The organism is Arsenicicoccus sp. UBA6765 (assembly GCF_002453335.1).
In the GTDB taxonomy this organism is placed as follows: Bacteria; Actinomycetota; Actinomycetes; order Actinomycetales; family Dermatophilaceae; genus Arsenicicoccus; species Arsenicicoccus bolidensis.
In genome coordinates, this window is the sequence record NZ_DKGR01000017.1 from 50411 (window position 1) to 69242 (window position 18832).

The 18832-nt window shown below is 71.4% G+C and carries 19 protein-coding genes; 5 read left to right on the plus strand and 14 right to left on the minus strand.

The features are described from left to right. The first annotated feature begins 109 nt into the window (after window positions 1–109). The gene (locus B4K29_RS03135) at window positions 110–742 is read left to right on the plus strand and encodes an O-methyltransferase (RefSeq protein WP_019286177.1); all 633 of its coding nucleotides are present in this window, start codon (window positions 110–112) and stop codon (window positions 740–742) included. Window positions 743–901: 159 nt separating this feature from the next. On the opposite strand, the gene B4K29_RS03140 is transcribed toward B4K29_RS03135, so the two are convergent. Next, window positions 902–1069: a DUF3117 domain-containing protein gene (locus B4K29_RS03140; protein WP_019286178.1), complete on the minus strand. Its 168-nt coding sequence runs from the start codon at window positions 1067–1069 to the stop codon at window positions 902–904. A 213-nt stretch (window positions 1070–1282) separates the two neighbouring features. On the opposite strand from B4K29_RS03140, the gene B4K29_RS03145 reads away from it, so the two are divergent. Then, entirely contained in the window at window positions 1283–2122 is an 840-nt protein-coding gene (locus tag B4K29_RS03145; RefSeq protein WP_286957265.1) for an enoyl-CoA hydratase/isomerase family protein, read from the plus strand. A 118-nt stretch (window positions 2123–2240) separates the two neighbouring features. Here B4K29_RS03145 and B4K29_RS03150 read toward each other — a convergent pair whose 3' ends face one another. The 4 genes from B4K29_RS03150 to dapE form a co-directional block, all read right to left on the minus strand. Beyond that, window positions 2241–3473, minus strand: a complete 1233-nt coding sequence (locus B4K29_RS03150) for a hypothetical protein (RefSeq protein WP_286957262.1) — start codon at window positions 3471–3473, stop codon at window positions 2241–2243. Then, the gene (locus B4K29_RS03155; protein ID WP_286957255.1) at window positions 3470–3952 is read right to left on the minus strand and encodes a DivIVA domain-containing protein; all 483 of its coding nucleotides are present in this window, start codon (window positions 3950–3952) and stop codon (window positions 3470–3472) included. Before B4K29_RS03155 ends, B4K29_RS03150 begins: the two co-directional genes overlap by 4 nt. Before the next feature lie 70 nt (window positions 3953–4022). Then, window positions 4023–4778, minus strand: a complete 756-nt coding sequence (locus tag B4K29_RS03160) for a TIGR00730 family Rossman fold protein (RefSeq protein WP_286957253.1) — start codon at window positions 4776–4778, stop codon at window positions 4023–4025. 21 nt (window positions 4779–4799) lie between these two features. Beyond that, on the minus strand, window positions 4800–5882 hold the full coding sequence (gene dapE / locus B4K29_RS03165; RefSeq protein ID WP_286957250.1) for a succinyl-diaminopimelate desuccinylase: 1083 nt from the start codon (window positions 5880–5882) through the stop codon (window positions 4800–4802). Between the two features lie 104 nt (window positions 5883–5986). Between dapE and dapD the strand changes: the two genes are divergently transcribed. Beyond that, window positions 5987–6913 carry a 2,3,4,5-tetrahydropyridine-2,6-dicarboxylate N-succinyltransferase gene (gene dapD / locus B4K29_RS03170; protein WP_286957248.1) on the plus strand — a complete coding sequence of 309 codons (927 nt, stop codon included), beginning with the start codon at window positions 5987–5989 and terminating at the stop codon, window positions 6911–6913. Next, window positions 6900–7763, plus strand: a complete 864-nt coding sequence (locus tag B4K29_RS03175; RefSeq protein WP_286966361.1) for a hypothetical protein — start codon at window positions 6900–6902, stop codon at window positions 7761–7763. The genes dapD and B4K29_RS03175 overlap by 14 nt, the downstream gene beginning before the upstream one ends. Window positions 7764–8042: 279 nt before the next feature. On the opposite strand, the gene B4K29_RS03180 is transcribed toward B4K29_RS03175, so the two are convergent. From B4K29_RS03180 to B4K29_RS03205, 6 genes are all read right to left on the minus strand, one after another. After that, a complete protein-coding gene (locus B4K29_RS03180; RefSeq protein WP_029210354.1) occupies window positions 8043–9347 on the minus strand; it encodes a citrate synthase in 1305 nt (434 codons plus the stop codon). Between the two features lie 118 nt (window positions 9348–9465). Further along, a complete protein-coding gene (gene dapC, locus B4K29_RS03185) occupies window positions 9466–10602 on the minus strand; it encodes a succinyldiaminopimelate transaminase (RefSeq protein ID WP_286957235.1) in 1137 nt (378 codons plus the stop codon). A gap of 3 nt (window positions 10603–10605) precedes the next feature. Further along, window positions 10606–10932 (minus strand): ferredoxin, encoded by a 327-nt coding sequence (fdxA, locus tag B4K29_RS03190; protein WP_019286190.1) that lies wholly within the window; start codon window positions 10930–10932, stop codon window positions 10606–10608. A 138-nt stretch (window positions 10933–11070) separates the two neighbouring features. Continuing rightward, the gene (locus B4K29_RS03195) at window positions 11071–12783 is read right to left on the minus strand and encodes a VanW family protein (RefSeq protein WP_084412401.1); all 1713 of its coding nucleotides are present in this window, start codon (window positions 12781–12783) and stop codon (window positions 11071–11073) included. A gap of 47 nt (window positions 12784–12830) precedes the next feature. Beyond that, window positions 12831–13355 carry a flavin reductase family protein gene (locus B4K29_RS03200; RefSeq protein WP_029210351.1) on the minus strand — a complete coding sequence of 175 codons (525 nt, stop codon included), beginning with the start codon at window positions 13353–13355 and terminating at the stop codon, window positions 12831–12833. Next, window positions 13348–14220, minus strand: a complete 873-nt coding sequence (locus B4K29_RS03205; RefSeq protein ID WP_034251328.1) for a PIG-L family deacetylase — start codon at window positions 14218–14220, stop codon at window positions 13348–13350. Before B4K29_RS03205 ends, B4K29_RS03200 begins: the two co-directional genes overlap by 8 nt. Window positions 14221–14383: 163 nt before the next feature. Here B4K29_RS03205 and ppk2 point away from each other — a divergent pair, with 163 nt between their 5' ends. Then, the gene (gene ppk2 / locus B4K29_RS03210; protein WP_239263232.1) at window positions 14384–15274 is read left to right on the plus strand and encodes a polyphosphate kinase 2; all 891 of its coding nucleotides are present in this window, start codon (window positions 14384–14386) and stop codon (window positions 15272–15274) included. A gap of 243 nt (window positions 15275–15517) precedes the next feature. Here ppk2 and B4K29_RS03215 read toward each other — a convergent pair whose 3' ends face one another. Genes B4K29_RS03215 through B4K29_RS03225 form a run of 3 tightly spaced genes read right to left on the minus strand, consistent with a single transcriptional unit; the run spans window position 15518 to window position 18762 of the window. Further along, window positions 15518–16555, minus strand: coding sequence for an ABC transporter ATP-binding protein (locus tag B4K29_RS03215; protein ID WP_286957197.1), 1038 nt, complete (start codon window positions 16553–16555; stop codon window positions 15518–15520). A 19-nt stretch (window positions 16556–16574) separates the two neighbouring features. Continuing rightward, the gene (locus B4K29_RS03220; RefSeq protein WP_286966363.1) at window positions 16575–17729 is read right to left on the minus strand and encodes an ABC transporter ATP-binding protein; all 1155 of its coding nucleotides are present in this window, start codon (window positions 17727–17729) and stop codon (window positions 16575–16577) included. A 19-nt stretch (window positions 17730–17748) separates the two neighbouring features. Continuing rightward, complete coding sequence (locus B4K29_RS03225) at window positions 17749–18762, minus strand: ABC transporter permease (RefSeq protein WP_029210346.1); 1014 nt, start codon at window positions 18760–18762, stop codon at window positions 17749–17751. Window positions 18763–18832 lie beyond the last annotated feature (70 nt).

Consider the following 18832-nt stretch of genomic DNA (forward strand, 5'->3'; position numbering starts at 1 on the left):
GGTGGCACAAGATCTGCCCCTCCATGGTCGACCACGGTGCTGGGCGGTGTCTGGGAGATTGCTTGGAGCCCCGTGAGCACGGCCGCAGCCCCTCGGTAGACTTCTCGGCATGAGCACACAGAAGCCCGCCAGCTGGGCCTACGCCGAGGAGTTCGTCACGGAGGACCCGGTGGCGGAGCGGGCCCGCGAGCGCGGTCAGCAGCTCGGCTGCACCCCCGTGCTGCCCGGCGCGGCGGCTGCACTGCGCCTCCTCGCCGCCAGCGTGCGGGCGCGCGCGGTCGTCGAGATCGGGACCGGTGCCGGCGTGTCCGGCCTGTGGCTCCTGCAGGGTATGGCGCCCGACGGCATCCTCACGACCATCGATGTCGAGCCCGCCAACCAGCGCGTGGCGCGCGAGGCCTTCGCCGAGGCCCGCATCCCGCACCAGCGCACGCGGATCATCGCCGGGCGCGCGCTGGACGTGCTCCCCCGCCTCGCGGACGGCGCCTACGACATGGTCGTGGTGGACGGCGACAAGAGCGAGTACCCCGCCTATGTCGACCAGGCGATGCGGCTGCTGCGCAGCGGAGGGGTGCTGGCGATGGACAACATGCTGTGGCACGACCGGGTCGCCGACCCGGCGTCGCGCGACGAGCGCACCGCGCTCCTGCGCGACCTCGGCAAGGAGCTGCGCGAGCGGGACGACCTGGTGCCGGCGATGCTGGCAGCCGGCGACGGCCTCTTCGCCGCCGTCAAGCGCTGACGAGCTGATGAGCTGACGAGCTGACGAGCTGACGAGCTGACTGTCCAGCCCGCGCCAGCCCTCACCAACGCTGACGTCGGACAGCCGGAAGGCGCCCACCCCGAGCAGGGGTTGGGCGCCTTCCGTCATACGAGCAGTGCTCGTCGGTCTCTCAGCCGGTCAGCCGGTCACCGTCTTGATGGCCTCGCCGAGTGCTGCGATCTCGTCGGGAGTCATCTCCACCACGAGGCGTCCGCCACCCTCCAAGGGCATGCGCAGGACGATGCCGCGCCCCTCCTTGGTCACCTCGAGGGGACCGTCTCCGGTCCTGGGCTTCATCGCCGCCATGCGCTTCCTCTTCCCTTATCAGTGCGACCCCACCCCACGTACGAGGAACCGGGGTCACAGACCTGGACTCATTATCGCAAGTCTTGGCCCGTGGTTCCTAATCTCATCCACAGGTGCCGGACGTCACTTCTTGTCGCTCTGGCGCCTGGACGGCCGGTCGCTAGATTGGGCCGCAGCCCTGCACCGCCGCAGACCCACCTCCGAGGAGAGCTCGTGACCGACACGACCGCGCCCCAGCCCGCCCAGCCTGCACGGACCGCCCACACGTCCGAGGCTCCCGTGCTCGTGACCGTCGAGGACGGCGTGGGCGTGGTGACCTTCAACCGCCCCGACGCGATGAACTCCCTCGACCTCCCCACCAAGGAGGCCTTCCTCGCGGCTCTGCGGCAGGTCGCCGACGACCCCGAGGTGCGCTGCGTCGTGCTCACGGGGTCCGGCCGGGCCTTCTGCGTCGGCCAGGACCTCAAGTCGCACGTCGAGCTGCTCCAGCGCCAGGACCCGTCGCTGTGGGACACCGTCGAGCAGCACTACAACCCGGCGGTGACGCTGATCGCCACCATGCCCAAGCCGGTGATCGCCGCGGTCAACGGCGTCGCCGCGGGGGCGGGCGCCTCGTTCACCTTCGCCGCGGACTACCGCTTCCTGGCGGAGGGTGGCGTCTACAACTTCGCGTTCACCGGGATCGCGCTCTCCTGCGACACCGGGGCGTCCTGGACCCTGCCACGCCTGGTCGGCACGGCGCGGGCCAAGGAGCTCCTGATGTTTCCGCGGACCATCAAGGCGGCCGAGGCCAAGGATCTGGGCCTGGTCAACGAGGTGGTCGAGGGCGACGTGATGGTCCCCGCGATGGACCTGGCCCGTCGTATGGCGAAGGGCCCGACCCTGGCGTACGCCGCCGTCAGGGAGGCCGTGCACCACTCGGCCCAGCACTCCTTCGCCGAGTCGCTCGCTCACGAGGGGGAGCTGATGAACCGCACCGGCGGCAGCGCCGACCACGCCGCGGCGGTCGACGCCTTCCTCGCCAAGCAGAAGCCGATCTTCGAGGGCCGCTGACCGCGCCTGGCGCCATTAGTCACCAATGACGTCTCCGGGCACCTTGTGAAGGTTCAAATACGTCATTGGCGACCAATAGCGGGCGAGGAACGGCGTCAGAGCGCGCGGCGGGAGCAGGTCACGGGGGCCAGGAGGCGGGCAGGTGGAGCACCAGGACCTCCTGGGTCCACCACACCTGCAGCGCGACGCCCAGGCCCACGAGGGCGGCTGCCCGCACCACGGTGCCCGCCGTCATCCGGCGCGTGGCCCCCACCCCGATGAGGGCAGCGGGGAACAGCAGCAGCAGGTAGCGGTAGAGGCTCGTCCCCGGGTCCTGCACGGCGAAGAGGTAGAGCGGGTAGGCCAGCATCCAGCTGCGCATCACCCAGCCGAGCGGCCGGGCCCACGGACCCAGCGCCAGCAGCAGCAGGACCACGGTGTAGGCCACGAGGACGACGAGGGCCTTGTCCTCGAAGAAGTATTCGGCGTTGGTCCACCACGGCACGAACGGCGTGATCTCGTGCCCGGCGCGCCAGGAGGCCATGGTGTCGGTGTAGCCGTCCGGCTGCCCGGTGGCCCACCACACGATCGCGGGCCAGACGAAGCCCGCCACCCCGCACCCGGCCAGGGTCGCGAGCATCCCGGCCCACTCCCCCCGCCCGATCGGGCGCTCCGCGCGGCGCCGCCACCGCAGGACCACGGCGACCAGCGCGACCAGGCCGAGGGGGACGGCGATGGGGCGCGACAGGCCGATGAGCAGGGCCACGGCGACCGCGCCCCACCAGCGCTGCTGCTCGAGCATCAGGAGGAACGCGACGAGCAGCAGCATGGCGAGCGACTCGGTGTAGGCGATCTGCAGCACCGGGCTCGCGACGTAGGTGGCCCACGCCGCCACCGCGAGGACGGCCACGCCGTCGGAGACGTGCCGCCGCAGCAGCACCACGAGGAGCATCGCGGCTGCGGCGCCGAGGACGGTGGCGACGATCGCCCCGGCATACCGGAACTCGAGACCGGTGACGGCCATGAGGCCCCGGGCCAGGCCGGGGAAGAGGGGGTAGAACGCCCACTCGTTCTGCTGCGTGACCCCAGCCGCGTCGACGGGGATCGGCACGGGATAGCCGGTCTCCGCGATCCGGCGGTACCACGTGCCGTCCCACATGAGGGTCATGCCCCAGTAGTCGACGGGGTCGCCGGTCCAGCCGATCGGCACCTGGTGGCGGGCGGCTCGGGCGATGAGGATGCCGGACACGAGGCGCGTCGCGGCATAGGTCAGCAGCGTCACCAGCAGCAACCGGGGCGTCCGCCATCGCCCGACCCCGCCCAGGGGCCCGGCGACGTGGGTCCGGGTGCCGACCGTGGCGCCCGCCGTCACGACGACCGGTCGGGCTCGCGGGCAGGACGGGTGGCGTCGGGATCACGCCGGGTCCACAGGCTCGCGCCGGCGGGGGCGCGCACGATCTCGGACACGTCGAGCGGCCCGGTCGTCACGTCGGGGTGGGTGGCGGGGTCCAGGCCCCTCAACCCGACGGATCCGCTGCGGACGCCGTCGCCACCCTCGCCCCGCAGCCGCTCGATCTCGTGGTCGCGCTGCCGCAGCTCGTCGACGAGGCGGTCCATCACCTCGTCGACCTGGTCCATGCGATAGCCGCGCAGCACCTGGTCGAAGCGCAGGTCCCGCACCGTGTCGGTGACCACGGGCCCGTCGGGCAAGCCGGCATACGGCGAGCTCGACGTCGGGTCGGCGAGCGCCTGGTCGGACAGCGACCCCGGGCGCGCCCCGACGGCCCACACGAGGGCCGCGGTCAGCAGGCCCACCACGAGCACGGTCAGGACGATCATCAGCAACGGCACGCCCCCGATCGTGCCACGGGCACCGGGGGGAAGCCATCCCCGCGCCCGGGGCAGCGCGGCCGCGAGGAGGTCACTCGGGGCGGCGGGCCGCCTGGTCCTCCCCCGAGCCGCGGACAATCCGGACGGCCTCCTCGACGGTGTCCACCACGTGCAGGAGCTCGAGGTCGGAGACGCTCACGGTGCCCGCCGGGAGCATCGAGCCGCGGGCCCAGTCGAGCAGCCCGGCCCAGTAGTCGCAGCCGAGCAGCACGATCGGGAAGGACGTCACCTTGCGCGTCTGGACGAGGGTCACCGCCTCGAACAGCTCGTCCAGCGTGCCGAACCCGCCGGGGAGGACGACGAAGCCCTGGGCGTACTTGACGAACATGGTCTTGCGGGCGAAGAAGTAGCGGAAGTTGACGCCGAGGTCGACGTACTCGTTGAGGCCCTGCTCGAACGGCAGCTCGATGCCCAGCCCGACCGACGCGCCGCCGGCCTCGAGCGCCCCGCGGTTGGCGGCCTCCATCAGCCCGGGGCCGCCGCCCGTGATGACGGCGAAGCCCGCCTGCACCAGCGCCTGCCCGAGCTGCACGCCGAGCTCGTAGGTCGGGTGCTCGCGCGGCACCCGCGCCGACCCGAACACGCTGACGGCGTCACCCAGCTCGGCCAGCGCGCCGAACCCCTCGACGAACTCCGCCTGGATCCGCATCACGCGCCACGGGTCCGAGTGCACCCACTCGGCGTCGCCGCTGTTGTCGAGCAGCCGCTGGTCGGTCGTGGAGCCCGGGACGCGCTTGCCGCGCAGCGTCACCGGGCCCTTGTGGTAGTCCCCTCGAGCGTCCTTCATGCGGCCAACCTACCCGCGCGATCAGGTCAGCCAGGCGAGCAGCCGGTCGTAGGCCTGCTCGATCTGGTCGATCGCGCAGCGTTCCTCGTCCTGGTGCGCGACGAGCGGGTCGCCGGGTCCGAAGTTGACGGCGGGCACCCCCACGGCGCTGAACCGGGCCACGTCGGTCCAGCCCTGCTTGCCCTGCACCGGCAGCCCCAGCGCGGCCACGAAGGCCTGGGCCGCCGCTCGGTCCAGCCCGGGGCGCGCCCCGTCGGCGGCGTCGGTCATCACGACGTGGTAGCCCGCGAAGAGCTCGCGCATGCGCCGCTCGGCCTCGATCGCGTCGATGTGCGGCGCGAACCGGTAGTTGATCGTGACGACGCACTCGTCCGGCACGACGTTGCCGGCGCGCCCGCCTCGGATGCCGACCGCCGACAGGCCCTCGCGGAACGCCAGCCCGTCCACGACCACGGTCTGCGCGTCGAACTCCCGCAGCCGGTCGATGATCGTGCCCGCCTCGTGGATCGCGTTGTGCCCCATCCACGGTCGTCCGCTGTGGGCGGCCTTGCCTCGGGCCGTCACCTCGATCCGGATGGTGCCCTTGCAGCCCCCCTCGACCGTGCCGTCGGTGGGCTCCAGCAGCACCGCGAAGTCCGCCTCGAGGACGCTGGGGTCGTTGCGGACCAGGCGCGCGAGACCGTTGTGCTCGGCCTCGACCTCCTCGCAGTCGTAGAACACGTAGGTGATGTCCCGGCTCGGCTCCACGACGGTGGCCGCCAGCGCCAGCATGACGGCGACCCCGCCCTTCATGTCGGTGGTGCCGCGCCCGACCAGCTCGGTGGCGGTGCGGGTGATGGGCAGCGAGGCCGCCGGGCCCTGACCCGCGAGCGGGACGGTGTCCAGGTGCCCCGCCAGGACCACCCGCTCGGGGCGGCCGAGGTCGGTGCGGGCGACGATCGTGTGCCCGTCGCGGCGCACGCTCAGGTGGGCGAGCGGCCGCAGCGCCGCCTCGACGGCGTCCGCCAGCACCTCCTCCTCGTGGCTCACCGAGGCGATGTTGCAGACGGCCTCGGTGAGGTCCACCGCCGATGCCGACAGGTCGAGGTGCGCTGGGGTCGTCATACGGACAATGTATGCCGAGCGCCGTGCCCCGATCCCGCGCTCTCACAGGTGCTCCCGAGCGTCGCTCCACCGCGCGCCCAGCACCGACCGATAGCCTGGAAGGCATGACTTCTCGCACGGCCTGGGGCCATGGACTCGCGACCATCACGACCTCCGGGACGGTGCTCGACACGTGGTACCCCTCCCCCGTGCTCGGGGACCATGACGGCTCCGACCTGCCCGCGGCGCTCGTGGACCTCGCGGGCGAGGACGAGGCGCGGGGCGTCACCCTCGAGGCCGTCCTGACCGAGATCGACCTGGACGCGTCACCCGCCGACGCGCGCGACGCCTACCTGCGCCTGCACCTGCTCTCGCACCGGCTCGTCCGCCCCAACTCGATCAACCTGGACGGCCTGTTCGGCGCGCTCGCCAACGTCGTGTGGACCAACCACGGCCCGTGCTCGCCCGAGGGCTTCGAGAACGTCCGGCTCGCGCTGCGCGCTCGCGGTCCGGTGCAGGTGCACGGCGTGGACAAGTTCCCCCGTATGACGGACTACGTCCTGCCCACCGGCGTGCGCGTCGCCGACGCGGACCGGGTGCGGCTCGGCGCCCACCTCGCGTCCGGGACCACCGTGATGCACGAGGGCTTCGTCAACTTCAACGCCGGCACGCTCGGCTCCTCCATGGTCGAGGGCCGGATCTCGCAGGGCGTCGTCGTGGGCGACGGATCCGACATCGGCGGCGGCGCCTCCACGATGGGCACCCTGTCGGGGGGCGGCACCGAGCGCGTCGCCATCGGCGAGCGCTGCCTGCTCGGCGCGGAGTCCGGCATCGGCATCGCCCTCGGCGACGACTGCGTCGTCGAGGCGGGGCTCTACGTCACCGCCGGCACCAAGGTCACGCTCGCCGACGGCCGGGTCGTCAAGGCGGCCGAGCTGTCCGGCCAGTCCAACCTGCTGTTCATCCGCGACTCGGTGACGGGCACGGTCCTCGCCAAGGCTCGCGACGGCCACGGCATCGCCCTCAACTCCGAGCTGCATGCCAACGACTAGGGCCGAGTGGCGCCGCACCCACCGGCTCGTCGTCGTCGCGGTGGTCGTGGCGCTGGTGCTCGCCGGTCTCGGCTACGTCTGGCACACCGTGCGTGACTTCAACGAGGGCTTCGGCTCGTCCACGTGCCGGGCGGTCGCCTCGACCTACACCGCGACCTTCAACCCGGACCAGACGGCCAATGCCGCCACGATCACCGGGATCGGCACGCGGCGCGGGCTGCCCGCCCGCGCCGCCACCATCGCGCTGGCCACCGCCATCCAGGAGTCCAAGCTCGAGAACATCGACTACGGCGACCGCGACTCGGTCGGCCTGTTCCAGCAGCGACCCTCGCAGGGCTGGGGCACCGTGGAGCAGATCATGGACCCCGTCTACGCCACCAATCAGTTCTACGACGCGTTGGTCAAGGTCGACGGCTGGCAGACCATGGAGATCACCAAGATCGCCCAGCGCGTGCAGCGGTCGGGCTATCCCGAGGCCTATGCCGACCACGAGGACGAGGGGCGTGCGCTGGCCTCGACGCTGGCCGGTCACACCCCTGGCGGACTCGGCTGTCGCCTGGAGCCGCTCGCATCCGGAGACCGACGGGCCGGCCCGGTCGTCGTCGCCCGGGACCTCGAGAAGCAGCTCGCCGTGCGAGGCGTCGTCAGCGGCGACCACGTCGAGGTGCGGGGCTCGACGGCGGAGCAGGCGTGGATGGTCGGGCACTGGGCCGTGGCGCACGCGCAGCGGCACGGGCTGTCGTCCGTCACGGTGGGCGACCGGGAGTGGACGCGGGCGCGTGGCGAGGAGGGCTGGTCCTGGCGGGCCGCCCGCTCGCCCGTCGCCGCCACGGCCGTCACGATCCGCTGACCCTGGCCCTGACCCGTCCTGCCCCCTGCTGGCGCGGCGCCATTGGACACCGCTGACGTTGTGGATCGATCAAACTCCCCCGGAATCGTCCATTGGTGACCAATGGCGGGCAGGAGGGCAGGGCACGCGGAGCGGACGGCGAGAGGCGGGCAGGGCGGTCAGGGGGCGGGACGGCGAGGGGCGGGGACGGCCGAGGGGCCGCTCACCCGTGCGGATGAGCGGCCCCTCGTCGTGCTTGGTCCTTGGTGCTTCGTGCTCGTGCTTCGTGCTTCGTGCGGCTCAGGCCTCCGGAGCCACGTAGCCGGGGTAGGTGCGCTCCGTCTCGCCGACGTAGACCTGACGCGGGCGGCCGATCTTGGTGGCGGGGTCGGTGATCATCTCGCGCCACTGGGCGATCCAGCCGGGGAGCCGGCCGAGCGCGAACAGCACCGTGAAGTAGTTGACCGGGAAGCCCATGGCCTCGTAGATCAGGCCGGTGTAGAAGTCGACGTTCGGGTAGAGCTTGCGCTCCTTGAAGTAGTCGTCCGTGAGGGCGACCTCCTCGAGGGCGAGCGCGATGTCGAGCAGCTCGTTCTGGCGGCCGGACGACTTGAGGATCTCGTCGGCGTGCTTCTTGATGATGGCGGCGCGCGGGTCGTAGTTCTTGTAGACGCGGTGGCCGAAGCCCATCAGCTTGACGCCGGACTTCTTCTCCTTGACGTCCTTGACGAAGCGGTTGACGTCGCCGCCGTCCTCGTCGCGGATCTTGCCGAGCATCTCGAGGACGGCCTGGTTGGCGCCGCCGTGCAGCGGGCCCGCCAGGGCGTTGATGCCGGCCGAGATGGAGCCGTAGATGTTGGTCTGCGCCGAGCCGACGAGGCGGACCGTCGAGGTGGAGCAGTTCTGCTCGTGGTCGGCGTGCAGGATCAGCAGGACGTCGAGGGCCTTGGCGACGGCCGGGTCGATGTCGTAGTCCTCGGTCGGGTAGCCGAACGACAGGCGCAGGAAGTTCTCGACGTAGCCGAGGGAGTTCTGCGGGTAGAGGAAGGGCTGACCCACGGAGTTCTTGTAGGCATAGGCCGCCAGCGTCGGCAGCTTGGCCAGCAGCCGGACGGTCGCGCCCTCGACCTGCTCGGGGTCCAGCGGGTCGGTCGTGTCGACGGCGAAGGTCGACAGCGCCATGACACCGGCCGACAGCACCGGCATGGGGTGCGAGCGACGGGGGAAGCAGCGGAACAGATCGCGCATGCGCTCGTCGAGCAGCGAGTGGCGGGTGATGCCACGCTCGAAGCTCTCGAGCTGCTCGCCTGTGGGCAGCTCGCCGTAGATCACGAGGTAGGCGACCTCGAGGAAGCTGGACTTCTCGGCCAGCTGCTCGATCGGGTAGCCGCGGTAGCGCAGGATGCCGGCGTCGCCGTCGATGTAGGTGATCGCCGAGGTGCAGCTGGCGGTGTTGGTGAAGCCGGGGTCGAGCGTCGTGTTGCCGGTCGCGGACAGCAGCTTGCTGACGCCATACCCGCTGTTGCCCTCGGTGGCCTGCGTGATGGGCAGGTCGATGCTCTTGCCGCCGTCGGTCAGGACGGCCTTGCCGGCATCACTGGTCATGGGTTTCCTCCTTGGGGGGCCGTGGACACCACGGTCCTTCGGTGCTTGGACGCTACCGCAGGTGGGGCGAACGCCCCGAATCAGGATCGACCCGACCCGGCGGTAGGTGAGGCGACGCTCAGCGGCTGAGACGTCGGACGGCGGCCTGGATGCGCTCGTCGGGAGCGGTGAGGGCGACGCGGACGTGCCGCTCTCCGGCGGCGCCGTAGAACGCGCCAGGTGCGACGAGGATCCCGTGCTGCGCGAGCGCGTCGACGGTGGTCCAGCAGTCCTCGTCCCGGGTGGACCAGAGGTAGAGCCCGGCCTCGGAGTGGTCCACCCGCAGCCCGGCGCCCTGCAGGGCCGGCAGCAGGGCGGCGCGCCGTTCGGCATACCGGGCACGCTGCTCGGCCACGTGGGCGTCGTCGCCGAGGGCGACGCGCATCGCCTCCTGGACCGGCCAGGGGACGATCATCCCGGCGTGCTTGCGAATCTCCAGCAGCTGCTTGACGATCCGCGGGTCACCGGCGACGAGGGCGGCGCGGTAGCCCGCGAGGTTGGACTGCTTGGACAGCGAGTAGCACGCCAGCAGGCCCTCGGTCGAGCCCTCGTTGACGCGGGGGTCGAGGATGCTGGGCACGTGGCCCGGCCGCGGCAGCCCGTCGACGAGCGCGCCGTCGTCCCAGACGAGCTCGGCGTAGCACTCGTCGCTCGCGACGACCACGCCGTTGTCCCGTGCCCACCGGACGACCCTCGCGAGCGTGTCGACGTCGTGGACGGCGCCGGTCGGGTTGCTGGGCGAGTTGACCCACAGCAGCCGTATGGCGCCTGCCTGCGGCAGGTCGCCCGCCAGGTCGACGACCACCGGCTCGGCGCGGGCGATCCGCGTGCCGACGTCGTAGGTCGGGTAGGCCACGGCGGGGATGCCGACCTGATCCCCCGGTCCGAGGCCGAGCAGCAGGGGCAGCCACGCCACGAGCTCCTTGGAGCCGACCGTCGGCAGCACGCCGGCGGGGTCCAGGCTGGGGACACCACGACGCCGCTCGAACCAGCCGGCCACCGCCTCGCGCAGCGCGGGCGTGCCGTAGGTCTGCGGGTAGCCGTGGGCGTCCGACGCGTCGGCCAGGGCACGACGCACCACCTCGGGGGTGGGGTCGACCGGGGTGCCGACGGACAGGTCGACGATGCCGTCAGGGTGCGCCCGCGCGACCGCCTTGGCGGGCTCGAGGGAGTCCCAGGGGAAGTCCGGAAGCGCGACGCGGCTGGGCGGCGCCACGCGTCAGGCGTCCTGGGCCTGCGGGGGCAGGGCGGCGATGATCGGGTGGTCCTTCTTGATCATGCCCATCTTGGCGGCGCCGCCGGGGCTGCCCAGGTCATCGAAGAACTCGACGTTGGCCTTGTAGTAGTCGGTCCACTGCTCGGGGACGTCGTCCTCGTAGTAGATGGCCTCGACGGGACAGACGGGCTCGCAGGCACCGCAGTCCACGCACTCGTCCGGGTGGATGTAGAGCGAGCGCTCACCCTCGTAGATGCAGTCGACAGGGCACTCCTCGATGCAGGCCTTGTCCTTGAGGTCGACGCACGGCTGGGCGATCACGTAGGTCATTGCTCAGTACCTTCCGGGGGGGCGGGGTGTATCAGGACAACACTATGCCGTCGCAGGCGGTGCACCGGCACGGTGTCTGGCGGCTGGACGGACCGACGGGCCGATCCGAGCAGGTGGTGGCGGTCGGCCCGACCGGCGTCAGGTGCGCTTGGGCTGCCCCTTGACGGGTCCGGTGCACCGGACCTTGTCCTGCGGGGCGTAGCTGGTGACGAAGCCGTCGGTCTTGACGACCTGGCCGCCCTTGATCATCTGGCGGGTGATCGTGACCTCGAAGCCCGGCACGGGGACCTGCGACTGGCAGGTCGGGCTGGCGTCCTCGATCGTGCGGGGCGGGACGATCTTGCGTCGGGGGCTCTTGAGGGACTTGACCTCGTCGTAGCGCTTGGTGCTCCACAGCTCGAACTTGAGCACGCCGTCCTCGACCCAGGAGTGCACCAGCACGGCGTGCTGGCTGTCGTTGCGCCACTTGTTGTCCAGCGTCGGCCAGCTGACCGTCGCCTCGCGCCCCTCGGGGTAGTGCGTGATGTAGAAGCTGTGGGCGCGGTGCTCGACCAGCTCCATCCCCGCGAAGAACGCGGAGTTGAGGACCGACGTGGACACCTGGGAGACGCCACCGCCCGTGTCCCGCACGTAGCGCGAGCCCTGGATGATGAGGGCGTCGCGGTAGCCCTTGGCCGGGGTGCGCTCGCCGACGATGCCGTTGAGGCTGAACGTCTCCCCCGGCTTGATGATCGTGCCGTCGATGGCGCCGGCCGCGAGCCGGATGTTGGCGGTGCGGTTGGGGTTGTAGGGCAGGTCCGCGTCGTAGCGCGAGACGACCTCCTTGATCCCCCATGCCGCCACCTCCTGGGCGCCGATCCCGGGCTCCACCTGCTGGGCCTTGACGGTCGCGGTGCGCGCGGGCGACGAGACGGCGCCGAGCACGGCCGCGGACAGCTGGTCGGCGGGCACCTCGGTGCCGTTGCGCCCGGGGACGGTCTGGGGCCGGCCGTCGACGAGCCGCACCGTGGCGTTGACGGGCGGCGTCTCGATGCCCGGGGCGACTGCCGCGAGCAGCCGGCCCAGCTTGTCCTGGTCGACCTGCGGGGCGAGCGCCCCGTCCCTGGGCGCGAACGCGATGACCGACGCCAGCTGCGCGGGGGCCAGCACGCCCTTGCGGGTGCCGTCCGTGACGGTGACGGGACCGGCGAGGACCGGCCGGGCGACGGTGGAGACGGCCTGGTCGACGGCCTTCTGGGGTATGGCGGGCTGCTGCTCCTGCATCACGGCGTCCGTCGTGGTGGTGCGGGGCCACTGCTCGAGCAACCGGTCGCGGGTGCGGTCCACGTCGAGGCGGCGACCGACGACGGCGTCCTTGGCCTCGACGGCGCCCTTGGCGATGGACAGCGCGCCGTCCGTGGCGGACACGTCGAGGGTGGTGCGGGCCTTGCCGAGGGCCGCGTCCAGGGTCTCCTCGTCGACGTCGACCTCCACGTCCCGGTCGCCACCACCGGTCAGGTGCGCGGCGACGTCCCGCGGGTCGAGCGAGAAGCGGGTGAGCCCGGTCAGGCTGCCCGGCACGTCGACGGACAGGCCCGCAGCGCGTGGGTCGAGGGTGGCTGTCCGATCCCCGGAGCGCAGGGTGACCGGCTTGGTGGCCAGCGGCGCCAGGCGGTCGGTCAGGGTGCGCTCGGCCGCGGCCTGGTCCATCCCGCCGATCGACACCCCACCCACGCGGGTCCCGGCCGGAGCCTGGCGGGTGAGGATCGCCGCGAGGCCGGCATACAGCCCCAGGAGCACGGCGAGCGAGACGAGCAGACGCACGAGCACAGCGGTGCCCGAACGGCTCGTCCCGGAGGGGGAAGCAGCCATCACAACTCCTGGATCAGACGGTCAGGGACACGTTACGTGGTCCACCGTCACGAAAGGTGACCAAACGCGCCACGGTAGTAGGTCAGGGCCTCGCCGGCGTGCGCCGGCACCTCGAGACCGACCACGGCCCCGATGATGATCGAGTGGTCGCCCGCCTCCACCACCTGGGTGGTCCGGCACTCCACGGCCGTGAGCACGTCGTCGAACATCGCGACCCCCGTCTCGGCCCCGCGATGGTGCGCCACGCGGTCGAGCTGGCCGTGCACGGGTCGCCCCCTCGTCGCGAACCAGGCCGCGTGCGAGCGGGACTCGGCGGGCAGGACGTTGACGCCCCAGACGCCCGTCTCGAGCACCACGTCGTGGAAGCGCGCCTCCTGCTCGACGCAGCACAGCAGGAGCAGCGGGTCGAGGGAGACCGACGTGATCGCGTTGGCCGTCATCGCGTGGTCGACGCCGTCCAGGCAGGTCGTCAACACCGAGACCCCGGTCGCGAACCGCCCCATCGCCCGTCGGAACACGTCCCGGTCCGGCGGCTGGGTCTGCACCTGCGCGTGCGGCGCGCTCTCACTCATCGGATCCTCCCGTCGGGGCGCCGGTCCGCGGGTCGACGAGCACGAAGGCCTCGCGTCCCGCCAGCCGGGCGGCGATGTCGTTGGACAGGGCGTAGTAGCCGTCGTGCACCGTGACCTGCGTGGGATGCTCCCGCAGCGCGGAGGCCTGGACGCGGGCAGCCGCGGCGTCGACCACGACGTGGGTGACCAGCTCGTCCGCCACCACCGACGGCGGATAGGCGTCGTCGCGCCCGGGCACCACGACGTCCGTGCGGTGGACGTGCTCGGTCAGCCAGGCCCGGTCCTCCATCGCCCACGACCGCGGCACCACCACCAGCAGCACATGGGGCGACTCCTCGAGGGACGCCACCGCCGCCAGGGTCGCGCGGTGGGCCGCGACGTGGTCGGGGTGCTCGTACCCGCCGTGCGGGTCGTAGGTGATGACGGCGTCGGGACGCAGCTCGCGCAGCACGGCGGCCAGGGCGTCGACGGCGGCCCCTCCTGCGGTGGCGAACGCGTCGGGGTGATCGGCGGCCGGGGTTCCCGCCATACCGGAGTCGCGCCAGCGTGGGGCAGGGTCGGCCGATCCCCGGGAGCCGTCCGCCCCGAGCAGGTGCGAGGTGGCGCCCAGCACGCGGGTGGCGCCGGCCAGCTCGCCGCGTCGGTGGGCCGCGAGCGCCGGACCGTCGCCCTCGAGGTGGCGCAGGCCGGGCGGGATCACCTCGCCCTCCTCGCCGAGGGTGCACGTGACGACGTGGACGTCGGCCCCCTGACCCGCCAGGTGAGCCGTGGTCACCCCGGTCCACAACGTCTCGTCGTCGGGATGGGCATGCACGAGAACGACCCGCCGCAGGGCCAGGTCGTCGAGGGAGCGCGTCAGGGTCATCCCGCAGAACGTTACTCGTCCCCACGGATCGGTGCCGCGACGACCGCTCCGCGGGGACTCGCCCCGGGCGAGAGGGGTTCCGGGGCGGGGACGACGCAGTTCACACCTCGTTCACGACCTCGGCCTATGCTCCCCGCAGACCCCCCACCCGGCTGGAGATCCCATGCAGCAGAACTTCCGTGAGTACCTCGCCACCCTGCACGACCAGGGGTACACCGTGCGTGACGACCAGGGCTCGGACCCCGACCTCATCGACCCCCTGGGCAACCCCGTCGAGACCTGGCGCGAGGACTACCCCTACGACGAGCGCCTCGACCGCGAGCAGTACGACATCGAGAAGTACCTCCTGCAGGTCGAGCTGCTGAAGTTCCAGAAGTGGACGCGACAGACCGACAGCAAGCACCTCCTCGTCTTCGAGGGGCGGGACGCTGCGGGCAAGGGCGGCACGATCAAGCGGTTCACCGAGCACCTCAACCCTCGGTATGCCCGCGTCGTCGCCCTGGTGAAGCCCACCGAGACCGAGCTCGGGCAGTGGTACTTCCAGCGCTACGTCCAGCACTTCCCCACGTCCGGGGAGATGGTCATGTTCGACCGCTCCTGGTACAACCGGGCCGGGGTCGAGCGGGTCATGGGCTTCTCCACGGACGAGCAGTACACCCAGTTCATGCAGCAGGCGCCGGTGTTCGAGAAGATGCTGGTCGACTCCGGGATCTCGCTCACCAAGCTGTGGTTCTCGGTGTCGCGCAGCGAGCAGCGCACCCGCTTCGCCATCCGCCAGATCGACCCCGTGCGGCAGTGGAAGCTCTCGCCGATGGACCTCGAGTCGCTCGACAAGTGGGACCGCTACGGCGAGGCCAAGGAGGCGATGTTCACCGCCACCGACACGGACTACGCGCCCTGGACGACGATCAAGTCCAACGACAAGAAGCGCGGTCGCATCAACGCGATGCGCTACTTCCTCAACAAGTTCGACTACGACGGCAAGGACCCGGACGTGGTGTTCGAGCCTGACCCGCTGATCGTGCGGCGGGGCATTGACACCGTGGACGACTGAGCCGAGGACACGAGCGAGGCCCGCAGGCGAGGCAGAGTCCACGGCATGGGTTCCGTGGACGACTGACGTCTGGGCGACGACAGCGTGAGGACCCGAGCGAGGTACGAGCGAGGCCCGGAGCGCCGAGGAGCCCAGACAGAGGATGCCGAGGTCAAGTCTCACCTCGCCGCGCTCGTCTCGCCCTGCAGCCTGAGACGAGCGCGGCAGGGCGAGACCGGGGGCACGGCAGGGCGGGACGGGGCGTCAGACGACGGTGCGCAGCTCCGGGAAGTGGCAGGCCACGCGGTGGCCGGGCTCGACCTCGACGGGCAGGGGCACCTCGGCGGCGCAGCGCTCCTCGGCCTTGGGGCACCGGGTGCGGAACACGCAGCCCGAGGGCGGGTTCTGCGGCGAGGGCAGGTCGCCCTTGAGCAGGATCCGCTCGCGGCGCTCCTGGTGGCGGGGGTCGGGCACGGGGACGGCCGACAGCAGCGCGTGCGTGTAGGGGTGCAGCGGCCGCTCGTAGAGCTCGTCGCGGTCGGCCTCCTCCATGACCTTGCCGAGATACATCACGATGACCCGGTCGGAGATGTGGCGGACCACGGACAGGTCGTGCGCGATGAAGACGTAGGCCATCCCCTGCTCGTCCTGGATCTCCTCGAGCAGGTTGACGACCTGGGCCTGGATCGAGACGTCGAGGGCGGACACCGGCTCGTCGCAGACGACGAGGCGTGGGCGCAGCGCCACCGCGCGGGCGACGCCGATGCGCTGGCGCTGCCCGCCGGAGAACTCGTGCGGGTAGCGGTTGTAGTGCTCCGGGTTGAGACCCACGCGCTCCATCAGGCCCTGGACGGTGCGCTTGACGCCGCCCTCCGGCTTGATCCCCTGGATCTCGAAGGGCGCCGCGATGATCGAGCCGATCGTGTGGCGGGGGTTGAGGGAGCCGTAGGGGTCCTGGAAGACCATCTGCATCTCACGGCGCAGGCGCCGCAGGTGCGTGCCCTTGGCGCGGGTGATGTCCTCGCCGTCGAACTCGATGCGGCCGCCGGTCGGCTCGAGGAGCTTGAGCATCGTGCGGCCGGCGGTGGACTTGCCGCAGCCGGACTCCCCCACCAGGCCGAGGGTCTCGCCCTGGCGCAGCTCCAGGGTGATGCCGTCGACGGCCTTGACGGGGGCGTCGGCCCGCTTGACCAGGGTCTGGCGGAACTGAGGGAAGTGCTTCTGCAGGTCGGTGACCCGCAGCAGGGGCTCGCCGCCGGCGTGGGGTGCGGGCGTGGCGGACGGGGTGACGGCGGTGCTCATGCTGGTGTGGTCCTTCCGGTCACAGCCGCGGCTTGACGTTCGTCTCGAAGAGCTCGCGTCGCCGCTCCTCCATGATGTGGCAGCGGACGAGGTGGTCGGGCTGGCGCGTGGGCAGCAGGTCCGGGACCTCGGTGACGCAGCGGTCCTGCGGGACGTGCTCGCGATAGGTGCAGCGCGGGTTGAACGCGCACCCCGGGGGCACGCGGATCAGCGACGGCGGGTTGCCGGGGACCGGGTCCAGGCGGGTCTGGCGGACGCGGTCGAGACGCGGCATCGACGACAGCAGACCCCAGGTGTAGGGCATCTGCGGTGCGTAGAACACGTCGTCGACCGGGCCCCGCTCGACGGCCTTGCCGGCATACATCACGAGCACCTCGTCGGCCATCTCGGCGACGACCCCGAGGTCGTGGGTGATGACGATGATGGCCGAGCCGAACTCCTGCTGCAGGTCGCGCATGAGGTCGAGGATCTGGGCCTGCACGGTGACGTCGAGCGCCGTGGTGGGCTCGTCCGCGATGAGCAGCGAGGGGTCGTTGGCGAGGGCCATGGCGATCATCGCGCGCTGGCGCATGCCGCCGGAGAACTCGTGCGGGTACTGGTCGACGCGCTTGGCGGGGTTGGGGATCCCGACGCGCGCGAGCAGCTCCTTGGTGCGCTCCTTGGCGGCCTTCTTGGACACGTCGGAGTGGTGCACCCGGATCGCCTCGACGATCTGCGCGCCCACCGTGTAGTAGGGGTGCATCGCCGACAGCGGGTCCTGGAAGATCATCGCCATCGTGCTGCCGCGCAGCTCGCGCAGCTCGGACTCGGGCAGGTCGAGCAGCTCCTGGCCGTCGAGGCGCACCGAGCCGGACAGCCGGGCCCGGGTGCCGCGGTGCAGCCCGAGGATGGCCTGGCTGGTCACGGACTTGCCGGAGCCTGACTCCCCGACGATGCCGAGGGTCTGGCCCTTGTCGACCGAGAAGGTCAGCCCGTCGACCGAGCGGACGAGCCCGTCCTCGGTCGGGAAGTGCACCTGGAGATCGGTGACCTGCAGGTATGGCGCCGCGCCGCGGCCTGCGGGGCTGCGGCCCTGGGCGCCGGTGCTGGTGGCGTCCGCACGGTCCGCGCGCGTCCCGGAGGCCGCGCTGCTGCTGGGGGTTCGCTCTCCGGCATACGGGGTGGAAGGTGTCATCTGGGCTGGTCTCCTCGCCTCAGGTCAGCCGCACGCGCGGGTCGATGACGCCGTAGAGGACGTCGACGACGAGGTTGGACAGGACGATGAAGAACGCGGCGACCAGGACGATCCCGACGACGACGGGCAGGTCGGTCTCGGTGATGGCGCGGACGGCGGTCCACCCCATGCCCTGGAAGTTGAAGACGGTCTCGGTGATGACGGCACCGCCGAGAAGGCCGCCGAGGTCGAGGCCGGCGGCCGTCACGATCGGGGTGAGGGCGGCGCGCAGGCCGTGCCGGCGGATGATCGGCAGCCGCTTGACGCCCTTGGCGCGCGCGGTGCGGATGTAGTCCTCGGACATCGTCTCGATCATGTAGGCCCGGGTGAGGCGGACGTACTGCGCCGCGAAGATGCTGGCGAGGGTGATGGCCGGCAGGAGCAGGCCCTGCAGCCAGGCCGCGGGGTTCTGCGTGAACGGCACGTAGACCGGTGGCGGCACGACCTGCCACTTGATGGCGACGAAGGTCAGCAGCAGCAGTCCGATGAAGAAGGTGGGCAGCGAGTAGCCGAGGAGCGCCAGGCCCACGACCGCCCGGTCGAGCAGCTTGCCCTTGTTGAGCGCGGCCACGATGCCGCCGACGATCCCGACCACCATCCACAGCACGAACGCGAGGAGGGCGATGGAGACGGTGATGGGCATCGTCTCCTTGAGGATGTCGGTGACCGACTTGCTCTTGAGCACCGAGAAGCCGAGGCAGGGGGCCTCGCAGTGGCTGGCCAGCTGCGGGGCGGCCTTGCGGAGCTCCTCGTCGGCGGGGTAGTCGCGGCCGACGGCGATCCCCTTGAGGAAGTCGCCGTACTGCGCCATGACCGGCTTGTCGAAGCCCATGAACTTGCGGTTGCCCTCGATGACGGCGGGCGTGCAGTTCTTGGCGCACGTGAGCCGGGCCGGGTCCTCCGGGGCGGCGTAGAACACCAGGAAGGTCGCCAGGGTGACGATCAGGAGCATGACGACGGCTGTGGCCAGTCGTCGCAGGATGTAGAAGATCATCGGGCGTCAGCGCCAGGTCGTGGCGCCCTCACCGCCTCTCGGGAGCAGCTGAAGGGTGTGGTCGTGCTGG